The organism is Rhizobium sp. YJ-22 (assembly GCF_029601685.1).
Classification (GTDB): domain Bacteria; phylum Pseudomonadota; class Alphaproteobacteria; order Rhizobiales; family Rhizobiaceae; genus Metarhizobium.
In genome coordinates this window covers 113,885-128,356 of the sequence record NZ_JARRIR010000009.1, presented here as the reverse complement: position 1 = coordinate 128,356, position 14,472 = coordinate 113,885, and the positions used below count along the sequence as shown (strand labels likewise).

Annotated in this window: 14 protein-coding genes; 9 read left to right on the top strand and 5 right to left on the bottom strand. The window is 64.5% G+C overall.

Annotated features, from left to right (window positions below; translation table 11 throughout):
* Positions 1-484 precede the first annotated feature (484 nt).
* The 4 genes from odc2 to P7F60_RS20795 all read left to right on the top strand — a co-directional run bounded on the left by odc2 (position 485) and on the right by P7F60_RS20795 (position 5,561).
* Positions 485-1,618: an ornithine/lysine decarboxylase gene (gene odc2 / locus P7F60_RS20810; RefSeq protein WP_277919608.1), complete on the top strand. Its 1,134-nt coding sequence runs from the start codon at positions 485-487 to the stop codon at positions 1,616-1,618.
* A gap of 134 nt (positions 1,619-1,752) precedes the next feature.
* On the top strand, positions 1,753-2,316 hold the full coding sequence (locus P7F60_RS20805; protein WP_277919607.1) for an N-acetyltransferase: 564 nt from the start codon (positions 1,753-1,755) through the stop codon (positions 2,314-2,316).
* Between the two features lie 136 nt (positions 2,317-2,452).
* Positions 2,453-3,013: a biliverdin-producing heme oxygenase gene (locus P7F60_RS20800; RefSeq protein ID WP_277919606.1), complete on the top strand. Its 561-nt coding sequence runs from the start codon at positions 2,453-2,455 to the stop codon at positions 3,011-3,013.
* A complete protein-coding gene (locus tag P7F60_RS20795) occupies positions 3,003-5,561 on the top strand; it encodes an HWE histidine kinase domain-containing protein (RefSeq protein WP_277919744.1) in 2,559 nt (852 codons plus the stop codon). Before P7F60_RS20800 ends, P7F60_RS20795 begins: the two co-directional genes overlap by 11 nt.
* Positions 5,562-5,565: 4 nt before the next feature.
* Here P7F60_RS20795 and P7F60_RS20790 read toward each other — a convergent pair whose 3' ends face one another.
* The 4 genes from P7F60_RS20790 to P7F60_RS20775 form a co-directional block, all read right to left on the bottom strand.
* Positions 5,566-6,555 (bottom strand): WD40 repeat domain-containing protein, encoded by a 990-nt coding sequence (locus tag P7F60_RS20790; protein WP_277919605.1) that lies wholly within the window; start codon positions 6,553-6,555, stop codon positions 5,566-5,568.
* Positions 6,555-6,914: an Imm45 family immunity protein gene (imm45, locus tag P7F60_RS20785; protein ID WP_277919604.1), complete on the bottom strand. Its 360-nt coding sequence runs from the start codon at positions 6,912-6,914 to the stop codon at positions 6,555-6,557. The genes P7F60_RS20790 and imm45 overlap by 1 nt, the downstream gene beginning before the upstream one ends.
* Positions 6,915-8,042, bottom strand: coding sequence for a GTP-binding protein (locus P7F60_RS20780; protein WP_277919603.1), 1,128 nt, complete (start codon positions 8,040-8,042; stop codon positions 6,915-6,917).
* Between the two features lie 82 nt (positions 8,043-8,124).
* Positions 8,125-8,949, bottom strand: coding sequence for a creatininase family protein (locus P7F60_RS20775; RefSeq protein ID WP_277919602.1), 825 nt, complete (start codon positions 8,947-8,949; stop codon positions 8,125-8,127).
* Between the two features lie 79 nt (positions 8,950-9,028).
* Here P7F60_RS20775 and P7F60_RS20770 point away from each other — a divergent pair, with 79 nt between their 5' ends.
* From P7F60_RS20770 to P7F60_RS20755, 4 genes are all read left to right on the top strand, one after another.
* Positions 9,029-9,532 carry a MarR family transcriptional regulator gene (locus P7F60_RS20770; RefSeq protein ID WP_277919601.1) on the top strand — a complete coding sequence of 168 codons (504 nt, stop codon included), beginning with the start codon at positions 9,029-9,031 and terminating at the stop codon, positions 9,530-9,532.
* A gap of 132 nt (positions 9,533-9,664) precedes the next feature.
* Positions 9,665-10,684, top strand: a complete 1,020-nt coding sequence (locus P7F60_RS20765) for a LacI family DNA-binding transcriptional regulator (protein ID WP_277919600.1) — start codon at positions 9,665-9,667, stop codon at positions 10,682-10,684.
* 4 nt (positions 10,685-10,688) lie between these two features.
* Entirely contained in the window at positions 10,689-11,642 is a 954-nt protein-coding gene (locus P7F60_RS20760) for a 2-hydroxyacid dehydrogenase (protein ID WP_277919599.1), read from the top strand.
* A gap of 94 nt (positions 11,643-11,736) precedes the next feature.
* Positions 11,737-12,138, top strand: coding sequence for an AprI/Inh family metalloprotease inhibitor (locus tag P7F60_RS20755; protein ID WP_277919598.1), 402 nt, complete (start codon positions 11,737-11,739; stop codon positions 12,136-12,138).
* Positions 12,139-12,173: 35 nt separating this feature from the next.
* Here P7F60_RS20755 and P7F60_RS20750 read toward each other — a convergent pair whose 3' ends face one another.
* On the bottom strand, positions 12,174-12,935 hold the full coding sequence (locus P7F60_RS20750) for a gamma-glutamyl-gamma-aminobutyrate hydrolase family protein (protein WP_277919597.1): 762 nt from the start codon (positions 12,933-12,935) through the stop codon (positions 12,174-12,176).
* A 255-nt stretch (positions 12,936-13,190) separates the two neighbouring features.
* Here P7F60_RS20750 and P7F60_RS20745 point away from each other — a divergent pair, with 255 nt between their 5' ends.
* A complete protein-coding gene (locus tag P7F60_RS20745; RefSeq protein ID WP_277919596.1) occupies positions 13,191-14,297 on the top strand; it encodes a TRAP transporter substrate-binding protein in 1,107 nt (368 codons plus the stop codon).
* Positions 14,298-14,472: the final 175 nt, after the last annotated feature.

The window sequence follows — 14,472 nt, the reverse complement described above, 5'->3', positions numbered from 1 at the left end:
GCGTCGTTCAATAAAAAATTCCCGCATCCGGTTAAAAAACCGCTTGATTATGACGTCGAATATTCTTACATCCGCGCTTGCCCAAAGTCGCACGTGCCTGTGGGTGTCCGCCGACCCTCGATGTGGTGAGGAAATCGGTAAGGTACCTGGAACTAACCGCTCCAGTCGCTATTCCGGCCAACCGGGAAATGCGAGGACACCTTGAAGCAACGACGGTGCGGGCCTTTCTGGTGTCTGCCGGCTTTCCATCAGCCGGGGTTACTGAAGAGGCACACCTTCATTGCCGGACGTGCGGTTGGGATATCCCCTCCAATCCATGGCAGACAAAGCCGAACCATGCTGCTTGTGTGGCGTTGGTTCATCATCGCGCTGTTCATGCGCTCGCAAGGATTCCGGGGTCTCCATCGGCCGGGTCCGCGCGAGGCGTTGACGGCACTTTGTCCTCCGGTTTCCGGAGCTTCGAACCGTTTGGGGAATCAAGACCATGACCACCGCCCGCATCCTCGACTTCATCAACACCCGCCGTCCGGAAGGCCCCTGCCTCGTGGTCGATCTGGATGTCGTGCGCGACAATTACCAGGCTTTCCGTCACTCGATGCCGGACAGCGCCATCTATTATGCCGTCAAGGCCAACCCGGCTCCGGAAATCCTGTCGCTGCTCGCCTCCATGGGCTCGAGCTTCGATTGCGCTTCGGTCGCCGAAATCCAGATGGCGCTCGACGCCGGCGCCACCGCCGACCGCATCTCCTTCGGCAACACCATCAAGAAGGAGCGCGACGTCGCGCGTGCGCATGCGCTCGGCGTCGACCTGTTCGCCGTCGACAGCCATGAGGAAGTCGAGAAGATTTCCCGTGCTGCTCCGGGTGCGCGCGTGTTCTGCCGCGTCCTGACCGATGGCGAAGGCGCGGAATGGCCGCTGTCGCGCAAGTTCGGCTGCGTTCCGCAGATGGCCGTCGACGTGCTCGTCTATGCTCACCAGCTCGGCCTGGAGTCCTACGGTGTGTCGTTCCATGTCGGTTCGCAGATGCTGCGCGTCGAAGCCTGGGATTCGGCGCTCGCCGATGCCAAGCGCGTCTTCGCACAGCTTGCCAAGCAGGGCATCCACCTGAAGATGGTCAACATGGGCGGCGGTTTCCCGACCAAGTACCTGCGTGACGTGCCGGCGGCGGAAGCCTATGGCAAGGCGATCTTCGCTGCGCTGCGCAAGCACTTCGGCAACAACATCCCGAAGACCATCATCGAGCCGGGCCGCGGCATGGTCGGCAATGCCGGCGTCATCAAGGCGGAAGTCGTGCTGATCTCGCGCAAGTCCGACAACGACGACGCGCGCTGGGTCTTCCTTGACATCGGCAAGTTCGGCGGCCTCGCCGAAACCATGGACGAAGCCATCCGTTACCCGATCCGCACCAAGCGCGACGGCGACGAAATGGAGCCTTGCGTCATCGCCGGCCCGACCTGCGATTCGGCCGACGTGCTCTACGAAAAGAACCTCTACCCGCTGCCGCTCTCGCTCAGCATCGGTGACGAGATCCTGATCGAAGGCACCGGCGCCTACACCACGACCTACTCGGCCGTGGCGTTCAATGGCTTCGAGCCGCTCAAGGCCTACGTTATCTGACAGGCCTGGCTTCTGGCCATTCCGGCATCGCCCTCCCACGGGTGGCGATGCCGATGCTGCCTCGTTTTCGGGGTTTTTCCACCCGACAGTTCCGATGACCGCTTGTGGCGGCAGTCTTGGTGCAGGAGGCCGACATGGCCGCTGTTTTCAATTCCGTGCGCGCGGTGTCCGCGCCGTCCGCTTATCTGATCGACCGCGAGACACATGACGACGTCGCGGCGCGGGAAGCCCTGCTCGACCGGGCCATGGGGCCGAACCGCCGGCGCAAGTCGTCGGAAAAGTTGCGCAAGGGGCGGCTTGCCGCCGAAGGCCTGTCACTCGTCGCCCGCGATGTCGGGGGCGAGGTCGTCGCAACCGTGCGGCTGTGGCATGTCGAGGCCGGCGTCGATCGCCTCGGCCAGCCGGTGGCAGCGCTGCTGCTTGGGCCGCTTGCGGTCGATTCCGCCCGCGAGGGCCAGGGTATCGGCGCCGCCTTGATGCGCGCGGCGATCGCTGAAGCCAAGCAGCGCGGCCATGGCGCGATCCTGCTCGTCGGCGATCCCGAATATTACGAGCGTTTCGGCTTCTTCGCGGACAAGGCGCGGCATCTGGTCATGCCCGGCCCCTTCGAGCGCCGCCGTTTCCTCGGCCTCGAACTGACCGAAGGCTGGCTGGACGACGCGGCCGGCGTGATCGTCGCCAGCGGGGCGCGGGCCTGATCGGCTCCGCACCCCGCTCCGGGTGGCCTATGGAAAAAAACCTGCGATCGGCGGGAACCTTTTTGCGAGCTCGTGTGTTATGCGTCGGGCCGTGTCCTGTGACACGGCCTTGTTCCGGTAACGCCCAAGAGTTTTCATGCAGGTTTCAAAACGGCGCTTCTCTCTTCGGGAACGCACATCCCATCTTCATGCCGCCGTCGATGCGGCGGTCGGATCCTTCGAGACGACACAGGATTACGGCCGCTATCTCTGCGGCATTCACCGTTTCCGGGCGGATGTGGAGGTTGGACTGACGGGCATGGCATGGCCATCGACGTTCGGCGGCTGGCGCCCGCAAGCGGTCGCGTCGCTGGCGGCGGCCGATCTCGATGACCTGCACCTCAACCAGCGCTCCGGCTTTTCCGTCGTTTTCGACCTCGCCGATCGTTCGCGGCTGGCGGGTGCGCTGTATGTGCTCGAAGGCTCCTCGCTCGGCGCGCGCGTGCTCTACGCGCGGGCGCAGGGGCTCGGGCTGTCGGAAACATTCGGCGCCCGGCACCTGGCGCGGCAGGCGAACGGGCTCGAGAACTGGCGCGGCTTTCTGGCGGTTCTCGATGGCATGGCGGATTTCGACCTGGACGGCGCGGTGGATGCAGCGGGCGATGTCTTTCGCCACGCCGCCCACGCCTTCGAAGACGGCGCCCGCCATGCTGCATGACCGCACCATCGATCTCAGCAATTGCGATCGCGAACCCATCCACATTCCCGGCAGCATCCAGACGCATGGCTGCATGCTGGCCTGCGACGACCGCGGCGGCACCGTCGTGCGCCATTCGCTCAATGCCGCGGCCATGCTCGGCCTCGGCGGCGCGATCAATGGGGCGGCGCTGTCCGACCTGATCGGCGACAAGGCGGCGCATGATTTGCGCAACGCGCTGGCGACCGCCTCCGTGCCGGAGCGTCCCGCGCTGCTGTTCAATCTGGCGCTCGCCAACGGCGCGCATTTCGATGTCGCGGCCCATCGTTTCCGCTCCACGGTCATCTTCGAGTTCGAGCCGGCCGGTTCGGAAGCGCGCCAGCCGCTGGCGCTGATGCGCGAGATGATCGGGCGCCTGACGCGGGCCTCCGACATACCCGCCATGCTGCGCGATGGCGCCCGCCTCGTGCGCGGGCTGCTCGGCTATGACCGCGTCATGGTCTACCGCTTCGGCCATGACGGGGCGGGGCAGGTGGTCAGCGAGGCCAAGCGCGGCGATCTCGAAAGCTTTCTCGGCCAGTATTTTCCGGCCAGCGACATTCCACGCCAGGCGCGGGCGCTTTACCTGCGCAACACCATCCGCATCATTTCCAATGCCGCGGGGGCGGCGGTGCGCATCGAGCCGCAGGAAGACAGCGCCGGCGAGCCGCTCGACCTCTCCTATGCGCATCTGCGCAGCGTCTCGCCGATCCATCTCGAATATCTGCGCAACATGGGCGTCTCCGCCTCGATGTCGATCTCGATCATCATCGACGGGGCGCTCTGGGGCCTGATCGCCTGCCATCATTATACGCCGCATGTGCTGCCGATGGCCGAGCGGGTGGCGGCGGAAATGTTCGGCGAATTCTTCTCGCTGCATCTCAATGCCCTGCAGCAGCAGCGCAAGCTGGAAAACGCTCGGCAGGCGCGGATGTCGCTCGACCGTTTCGTGCAGTTCGCCTCGCATTACGGCGAGGTCGACGAACTTCTGCGCGAGCGCATCGCCGATATCGCCGCGCTTGTGCCGTGCGACGGCGCCGGGCTGTGGATGAACGGCATCTGGAGCGGCATCGGCGTCACCCCGCCGTCGGCGGCGGTTCCCGCGCTTGCGCGCTTCGCCGGCGAGGTGACCGAAGGGCGCATCTGGGGAACGCACGCCCTGTCGCAACGACTTTCGCAGGCCGAGGATTACTACAAGGACGTCTCCGGCGTGCTGATCGTGCCGCTGTCGCAGATGGCGCGCGACTACCTGTTCTTCTTCCGCCGCGAGGTGGTGCAGACGCTGGACTGGGCCGGAAATCCCAGCAAGACCTATGAGACCGGTCCGCTCGGCGACCGGCTGACGCCACGCAAGAGCTTCGCCATCTGGAAGGAGGAGGTGCATATGCGCGCCGAGCCCTGGACGGATGCCGACCGCGAGATCGCCGAGGCGATCCGCGGTGCGCTGGTCGAGATCGTGCTGCGCCACAACGAGATGATCGCCGACGAGCGCCGCAAGGCCGACGTGCGCCAGCGGATGCTCAACGAGGAACTGAACCACCGGGTCAAGAACATTCTTTCGGTCATCAAGTCGCTGGTCGGCCATCCCGTCAGCGAGCAGCGGGCGCTTAGCGATTACGTCACGTCGCTGAAGGGGCGCATCCAAGCCCTGTCCTTTGCCCATGACCAGGTTGTGCGCAGCGACGGCGGCGGACTGCTCGCCGACCTGCTCAATGCGGAACTGACGCCCTATCGCAATCAGTCGGCGGCGATCACCTTCAGCGGCCCGCCGGTCTGGCTCGACAGTCGCGCCTTTTCGGTGATGGCGCTGGTGCTGCACGAACTCTCCACCAATGCCGCCAAATATGGGGCGCTGTCGATCTCCGGCGGGCGGCTCGACGTCGCCTGGGCGCTGACGGCGGAGAAGGATTGCCGGCTGGAATGGCGCGAAAGCGGCGGCCCGCCGGTCGAGCCGCCAAAGCGCCACGGGTTCGGCACCGTGCTGATCGATCGCAGCGTACCCTACGATCTCGGCGGCGAGAGCGATGTCGCCTATGCCCGCGACGGGTTGCGGGCGCATTTCCTGCTGCCGCGCCGCCATGTCTCGGAAATCGCCGAAAGCGACGCCCTTCCGGCCGCCGACAGGCCGGCGATGGCGGTGACGGCGGGAGACGCGGAATCGCTTGCCGATATCCAGCTTCTGCTGGTCGAGGACCAGATGCTGATCGCGCTCGACGTCGAAAGCATGCTGGCCGACCACGGCATCAGCCGGGTGACGACGACGGGATCGGCCATGGACGCCTTGCATCGCCTCGACGTGCTGATGCCCGATATCGCCGTGCTCGACCTCAATCTTGGCGCGACAACCTCGCTGCCGGTCGCCGAGGAACTGGCGCGGCGCGGCATCCCGTTCCTGTTCGCCACCGGCTATGGCGAAACCTCGATCCTGCCGCCGAGCATGGAGACCGTGCCGGTGGTGCGCAAACCCTATGACGCCGAAGTGCTGATGGCGGCGATCCGGCGCACCCTGAAGCGCGTCGGGAAGCTCTGAACAATCAGGCGCTGATGTCGATGACGCCGCAATCGCCGGCTTCGGAGGCGAAGGCGAGAAGGCGGCCGTTGCCGCTCCAGGCCATGGAGGTGATGGCGCCCTTGCCAGGGCGGCGCAGCAGCGCCTCCTTGCCATCGGCGATCCGCACGCCGAGAACCATGCCGTCGACGAAGCCGATGGCCAGCACCTCTTCGGCGGGATGGAAGGTGACGTTGGTGACCATGATGTTGGCGCGGGTGCCGAGTTCCAGGGGCGCCTTGCCCATCGGGCCGTCCTTGCCGGAAAACGGCCAGACGATCGCCGCCGGGGCACCGGAGGAGGCGAGCCACTTTCCCTTCGGCGACCAAGAGACCGATTTGACCTTGGACGGATAGCCGGACATGCGCATGTGGCGCGCCTCGGTGCCCGGCTTGACGTCGAGCTTCCAGCCATGCAGCGCGTTTTCCTGCATGGTGGTGACGACGAAGCGGTTGTCGGGGGAGAAGGTGACGCCGGTATGGGCGCCCTTCCATTCCAGATCCAGCGGCTGGCCCGGCGTCGCCACCCAATGCAGCGACACGCCATTGTAGCGCGCGGCGGCGATGCGCAGACCTTTCGGCGCGAAGGCGAGGCCTTCGACGGTGCGCGTCTCCGGGAATTCGCGCGTCGTGCCGTCGGCAAGCCGCACGAAGCTGGTCTTGCCATGGGCATAGGCGACCGCGCCTTGCGGGCCGCCGGCGACCTGCGCAATCCATTTGCGCGGCGCTTCTGCCAGCAGCGTGGTGGCGCCATCGGCGGCGATGCGCATCACCTTGCCGTCTTCGCCACCGGTCAGCAGCGAGGCCGACCACGGATCGCGGACGGCGGTCAGCAGGCCGGAATGGGCCTCGACGACCTTTTCGCCGCCATCGAGACGGTGGATCGTGCCGCTGGCCGCGGCAAAGAAGGGGATGTCACCGAGGAAGGCGGTGGCGAGCACGTGGCCCGATATGTCGAGGGGGGCGACGGTCGGCATCAGGCGAGCGCCTCGATGACCCGTTTGTCCCAGCCGAGAACCCTGACTCCGTCTATATCGATCACGCGCATTCCATCCCCATGTTCATAGCAGAACCAGCGGTTCCAGTTTTCCGTCAGCCAGTCGGTGTCCAGCGCCCGCATGCCGTCCTTGAGGGACTCGCGTGGCAAAAGCGCATAGACCAGCCCTGCCTTATAGCCGGAGATCACCAGCAGGCCCAGCCCGCAGTCCTCGTCCTGCGGTTCGTAGACCATCAGGTCCACCGGGGCGGAGCCGGGGCCGAGATCGTAGTTTTCCGGCAGGCGGAGGATGTCGCCGATGCACAGCGCTCCGCCTGCGGTGTCCTTCAGCCGGGCCATTCAGCCGGCCGTCGCCTCACAGGCCTTGAAGCTGCGTTCCAGCTTCTCGCGGTCGAGGTCGCGGCCGATGAAGACGAGACGCGTCTCGCGCGGTTCGTTTTCCTTCCACGGGCGCTGATGATCGCCCTCGATGATCATGTGGACGCCTTGGACGACATAACGCTCCTCGTCGCCCTTGAAGGCGATGATGCCCTTGAGGCGCAGGATGTTCGGGCCATCGGTCTGCGTCACCTTCTGGATCCAGGGGAAGAAGCGGTCCGGGTTCATCTCGCCGCCACGCAACGACACCGACTTGACCGTCACGTCATGGATCGGCGAGGGCGCGTGGTCATGGTGGTGATGATGCTCGTGATTGCAGTCCGGCCCGCAGGCATGATCGTGATCGTGATGGTGGTCATGATCGTGATGATGATGGTGGTGATCGTGGTCGCAATCCGGGCCGCAGACATGATCGTGGTCATGCTCGTCATGGTCGAGGAAGTGCGGATCGTTTTCCAGCGCACGTTCGAGGTTGAAGGCGCCCTGGTCCAGCACGCGGGCGAGATCGACGCCGGAGCGGGTCGTCTTGTAGATGCGGGCGGACGGGTTGATGGCGCGCACGACATCCTCGATGCGGGCGACGTCCTCTGGCGAGACGAGATCGGTCTTGTTGATGACGACGACGTCGGCGAAGGCGATCTGGTCCTCGGCCTCGCGGCTGTCCTTCAGGCGCAGCGGCAGGTGCTTGGCGTCGACGAGGGCGACGACGGCGTCGAGCTCGGTCTTGGCGCGCACGTCGTCATCCATGAAGAAGGTCTGGGCGACGGGGACGGGGTCGGCCAGGCCGGTTGTCTCGACGATGATGCCGTCGAAGCGGCCGGGGCGGCGCATCAGGCCCTCGACGACGCGGATCAGGTCGCCGCGCACCGTGCAGCAGACGCAGCCATTGTTCATTTCGTAGATCTCTTCGTCGGATTCGACGATGAGGTCGTTGTCGATGCCGATCTCGCCGAACTCGTTGACGATGACGGCATATTTCTTGCCGTGAGCTTCGGTCAGGATGCGGTTGAGCAGCGTCGTCTTGCCGGCGCCGAGATAGCCGGTGAGGACGGTCACGGGAATGGGCTTGGCAGCGGATGTTTCGGTCATGGGAAGCCTCGTCTGGAGCCTGACGCTCGAAGGAAACGCGTTGCCCTCCATATAAGGAGGCAATCGGGGCAGTTCAAAGCCTTTATGCGCGGGAATGCGGTCGCGGCGCAAACTCGTCCACATCGAAGGCGGCGACATCGGCCAGCAATTCGAGAATGCCGGTCACGGCATGATCGATCAGGGCGCGTCCCTTCTCCGCCGTTGCCTTCTTCGCATCGCCGGCGACACCTTTCGCATTGAGGTCGGACATCTTCCAGCCGAAGGCATGCGGACCATAGGCGCGCAGATGCCGGAAACGCTGCGCAAACTCGCTCTGGCGCGAGGAAAATCTCTCCGCTTTCGCCATGTCCACCCTGTCGGGATAGAGCGCCAGCATGACCGCCGTCTCGATCTCGCCGCCATGGATGTCGATTGCCTTCTCGGCCGGGTCGATCCAGCCCTCCGGCTGGCCGAAGCGCGTCCAACTGGTGGCGACCGCCAGCATGTCGAAGCGCATGCGGGCTTCGGTGGCGACGATGGTCATCAGCGGCGCATTGCCGCCATGGGCATTGAGCATCACGAATTTGCGGATGCCGAGACGGTTCAGCCCCTCGGCGATGGCCAGCCAGCGAGAGATCGCCTCGTCATAGGCAAGCGTGCGGGTGCCGCGCACATCCATATGCTCGACGGAATAGCCGGTATCCTCGACCGGCAGGAAGGCGACCGGCAGGTTCTCCGGCAGGCGGGCGATGGTTTCCTTCACGATGCCGGCGGCGATCAGGCTGTCGGTCTCGAAGGGAAGGTGCGGACCGTGCTGCTCGTATGCACCGAGCGGCAGCACCGCGATCCAGTCGCGCCGCGCCTCGGGGGAAAGGGCGGGATCGTTGTCCTGGAAGCGCGGCTTCGGTGGGACCGGGGGTATTGGCATCTGGCGATTGCCTTCCGCATTGGTTAAGGATTGGGCAGGCATACATACCGCCTTCGTCCAGCCACGAAAAGAAAGCGTCATGGGGAAAAAGAAGGAAGGCAAGAAGAACAAGAGCGCCCGCAAGAAGAACCGGGAGGAAGTGACGCTGGATTTCGCCCAGGCGGTGACGCAGGCGGCACGTTCGGTGCGCACGGCGTTGTCGCGAAGCCTGCTCGACGGCGGGCTCTATGCGGGGCAGGACAGCGTCATCATGGCGCTTTTCGAGGCCGACGGCATGACGCCCGGCGCACTTGCCCAGCGGCTCGGCGTCAAGGCCCCCACCATGACCCGCACTATCGGCCGCATGGAGGCGCAGGGCTTCGTTCGCCGTCACGCCGATGCGCAGGACCAGCGCCAGACGAAGGTGCATCTGACCGAGGCCGGCCAGGGCAGCGTCGAACTGATTTCCCGCGCCGCCGCCGCCTGCGACGAACTGGCGCTGAAGGGTTTTTCCGACAAGGAAAGGCGGGTGCTGATCCGCCTGCTGCGCGCTGTCGACCTCAACCTGCAGGGCATCGAGCCGCCCGCCGCCGAGGAGGAATAGGCAAGGCCGACGGCTCATTCGCCGGAACGCAATTTTTACGATTGCCGAAGCAGGCTAAAATCGTTTAATTAAACAATTTAATTACAGATCGAGAATCGACGGCTGTTCGTTGGGCTGAAGCGGAGGACTTTTGTGGCTCAAAAGATAAAGCTCTCGACGATCGCCGAAACGCTTGGCATTTCAACGGCGACCGTCTCCCTTGCCTTACGTGACAGCCCGCTGGTGGCGTCGGCCACACGCGACAAGATCAAGGAGCAGGCCAGGGCGCTGGGCTACATCTACAATCGCCGCGCCGCCAGTCTGCGCACCTCGCGCTCCGGCATCATCGGCGTCGTGGTGCATGACATCATGAACCCGTTCTATGGCGAAATCCTGAAAGCCATCGAAAGCGAGCTGGATCGCAGCCAGCACACCTTCATTCTTTCCAACCATTACGATTCGGTCGAGAAGCAGCGCAATTTCATCGAGACGCTGCTGCAACTCGGCGGCGACGGCGTCATCATGTCGCCGGCCATCGGCACGCCGATGGAGGACATCAAGCTTGCCGAGCAGAACGGTATGCCGGCCATCCTCGTCGCCCGCTCGATGGAGGGCGTCGACCTGCCCACCTATCGCGGCGACGACAGTTATGGTATTTCGCTGGCGACCAACCACCTGATCGGTCTCGGCCACCGCACTATCGCCATGATCGGCGGCACCGACCAGACCTCGACCGGCCGCGACCGCTACCAGGGCTACGTCAATGCGCTGCGCAAGGCCGGCATCGAGGTCGATCCGGACCTGCGCATTCCCGGCCCCCGCTCCAAGCAGGGCGGTTTCGAGGCGGCGGTGCATTTTCTGTCGCTGCCGCAGAAGCCGACGGCGGCCGTCTGCTGGAACGACCTCGTCGCCATCGGCCTGATGAACGGCATCGCCCGCGCCGGGCTGGTGCCGGGCGTCGACATCTCGGTCACCGGCTATGACGACCTGGAGGAAGCGGCGATCGCCACACCGGCGCTGACGACGGTGTGGAACGGGCAGGCCGAAGTCGGCCGGCTCGCCGCCCGCGCCCTGCTCGACCGTCTGCTCGGCAGTCACGAGCCGGATGGCATCCATCTCATCAAGCCGGAAATGCGCATCCGCCAGTCCACCGGCCCGATCAACAGGCGGTAAGCTCATGACCGATATCTCCGTGCTCGTTCCGGGCCGTATCCATACCCGCGTTATCGAGCGGCTCGAAGGCCGGTTCACACTCGTGCGGGCCGATGTGGCGACGCTGGATGCGGCGACGCTTGCCGGCATTCGTGGCGTCGCGGTCTCCGGCAGCTTCCCGGCGGCGGCGATCGATGCGCTGCCCAATCTCGAAATCATCGCCAGCTTCGGCGTCGGTTACGATGGGGTGGACGTGTCGCGTGCCGCAGCGCGAAACATCGTCGTCAGCAATACGCCCGACGTGCTCAATGACGAGGTGGCCGATACAGCCGTGGCACTGGTCATCAACACCGTGCGCCGCCTGCCGCAGGCGGAGGCGTTCTTACGTGCCGGGCGCTGGGGCAGGGGAGAAAGCTTTCCCTTGTCGCCGCTTTCGCTGCGCGGGCGCAGGGTCGGGCTGTACGGCCTCGGGCGCATCGGGCTGGAAATCGCCCATCGCCTCGAAGCGCTCAAGCTGGAGATCGGCTACCATACCCGCAATCCGCGCGCCGACGTGCCCTATCGTTATTTCGGCTCGCTGCGGGAGATGGCTGGGGACGTCGATATCCTGCTCTGCATCGTGCCGAAGACGCCGGAGACGCACAAGGCCATCGATGCCGATATCCTTGGAGCGTTGGGGCCGCAGGGCGTGCTGATCAATGTCGGGCGCGGCTGGAGCGTCGATGAAGCGGCGCTGATCGCGGCGCTGGAAAGCGGCACCATCGCCGGCGCCGGCCTCGATGTCTATTATGACGAGCCGCGTGTGCCGGAGGCATTGCTCGGCTTCGAGCAGGTCAGCCTGCTGCCGCATGTCGCCTCGGCCAGCGTGCCGACCCGCAACGCCATGGCCGATCTCGTCGCCGACAATATCATCGACTGGTTTTCGATCGGCCGCGCCCGAACGCCTGTTCCGGAGACGCCGCAGCCCATTTCCGGCTGATATGCGTTAACCTAGATCGGCAACGCTTTCTTAACCCTCTGGCAATTTTTCCGGCGCATGGTGGGGCCATGTATCGATTCCAGGAGAATAGCCGATGAAAGCCTTTGTCCTCGCAGCCGCTGTCGTCATGCTGGGCGGTGTCGGCGCAGTGCTGCTGCACCAGGGGTCTCAGGCTGTCGATCCCCTCGTGTCCGGCTCGATTGCGCCGATCGCCTCGGCCTATACCGCCACCAACCTCAACGGCAATGCCTCCTGCCGCGTCATGCGCGGCCAGCCGGTCTCGCATCGCAGCCGCCAGTTCAGCGCGACGGCGGAATGCGACACGGTCTGGCCGGGACTGGCCGAGGCAAAAACCTGGACGGAGAACGAGGACGGCACCGTCATCCTCGCTGATTCCAGCGGCGAGGCGGTGCTGACGATCGTCGAGGGCGACGGCCCGGGCTATGAAACCATGGAGCCGCAGGGCGCATCGGTGATGCTGCGCGCCGTTCAATAAGGAATGGATGGCGCCGGCTTCCCGGCGCTTTATTTTTACGACTTGATGGCCTTTGCCGCCGCATAGGCGCGCACGGCGTCGCCGAAGGCTTCGAACAGCTTGCGCGAGGGCGTATCGGTTTCGGCCCAGTATTCCGGATGCCATTGCACGCCAAGCGCAAAGCCCTTCGCGTCGATCACCGAGACGGCCTCGACGGTGCCGTCCTCGGCGACTGCCTCGACCTGCAGGCGCGGGGCGGAGGCCGAGATCGCCTGGCGATGCAGCGAATTCACCTGGATTTCGCCGGCGCCGAGATAGCGGGCGATGCAGGAACCCTCGGCGATGCGCACGCCCTGGCGGATGCCATAGGCTTCTTCGCGCGAAACGCCTTCCGGCCTGCGATGATCCCAACGGCCAGGCATGTCCTGGATTTCGGTTTCCAGCGTCCCGCCCAGCGCCACGTTCAGTTCCTGCAGACCGCGGCAGATGGCGAGCAGGGGCATGCCGCGCTCCAGCGCCCGGCGGATCAGCGGCAGGGCGGTGGCGTCACGGGCGGGATCGAAAGGGCCGTCGCTGTCGCGGGCCTCGGCGCCATAGAGGCTCGGATGCACGTTGGTCGCCGAGCCCGAGACCAGCAGGCCGTCGACGCGGTCGAGGATCGCGTCGGTGTCGTTGCCGGTTTCCAGGGCCGGAATGAGGAAGGTGGAGACGTCCGCCACCTTGACCACCGCCTTGACATACTGGGTCTGGACGGAATGCCAGGTCGTTGCATCGAATTCGCGAATATCGGCCGGGATGGCCACGAAGGGTCTCGACATGTCTGCTCCGCAGGTCTTTCGAATTGCCGGTTCGTTGTGATGCCAGATCGCTGCCCAAGTCAACTGCCCGTTTTTGCAAAGCGTGCGGGGCGCCGCTGGCGGCGGTGGGGAAACGGGATCGACGCAGCCTGCCGCATGCTCGAATTTTGGGCAAAAACAATAATGGTTTCAACGCTTGAAACCGGGCGGGCAACGTGTTTAGCTCGCCCCACGGGCCAGCGCGAGGGACGAGGGCGCGCAACTGGGAGGTAAGTCATGGATCGTCGTTCATTCATCAAGAAAGCGGGCGTGGCCAGTGTCGGCGCAGCAGGCGCGGCAGTGCTTGCCGCACCCGCGATCGCGCAGCAGGCCCCGAAGATCACCTGGCGACTGACGTCGTCATTTCCCAAGAGCCTCGATACGATCTATGGCGGCGCCGTGGATCTGGCCAAGCATGTCTCCGACGCCACCGACGGCAATTTCGACATCCAGGTCTTCGCCGCCGGCGAAATCGTCCCGGGCCTGCAGGCGGCGGATGCGGTCGGCGAAGGCTCGGTCGAGATGTGCCACACCTGCTCCTATTATTACGTCGGCAAGGATCCGACCTTCGCCATCGGCACGGCGATCCCCTTCGGCCTCAATGCCCGCCTGACCAATTCCTGGTTCTACGAAGGCAACGGCAACAAGCTGCTCAACGAATTTTACGCCACCCACAATCTCTATGGCATGATTTCCGGCAATACCGGCGCGCAGATGGGCGGCTGGTTCCGCAAGGAGATCAACACGCTCGACGATCTCAAAGGCTTGAAGATGCGCATCGCCGGCCTCGCCGGCAAGGTGGTGGAAAAGCTTGGCGTCATCCCGCAGCAGATCGCCGGCGGCGACATCTATCCGGCGCTGGAAAAGGGCACCATCGACGCCGCCGAATGGGTCGGCCCTTATGACGACCACAAGCTCGGCTTCAACAAGGTCGCCAAGTATTATTATTACCCGGCCTTCTGGGAAGGCGGTCCGGTCATCCATACCTTCGTCAACCTGGAAAAATGGAATGGCCTGCCCAAGGCCTATCAGGGCGTGCTCTCCGATGCCTGCGCCTTCGCCAATACCAGCATGATGGCGAAATACGACATGAAGAACCCGCTGGCGGTCAAGCAGCTCGTCGGCGAAGGCACGGTGCTGCGCCCCTTCAGCCAGGAGATCCTCGAGGCCGCCTATACCGCCGCGCAGAGCGTCTATGCGGAAATCTCGGCCGGCAACCCCACCTTCAAGAAAATCTACGACGACCAGGTCGCGTTCAAGAAGGAAGGTTATCTCTGGATGCAGCTCGCCGAATACACGTTCGATACGTTCATGATGATCCAGCAGCGCGCCGGCAAGCTATAGAGCTTTTCCAGGAAAAGTGTGTAGCGGTTTTCCGTCCGGAAATGCGTAAACAAGGGATCGAGCATTTCCAGGAAAAGTGTGTAGCGGTTTTCCGTCCGGAAATGCTCCAGGTATTGGAAGTTCCAGCAAAAAGGCCCCGAAGCACTTTGCCTCGGGGCCTTTTTCATGCGCGCCG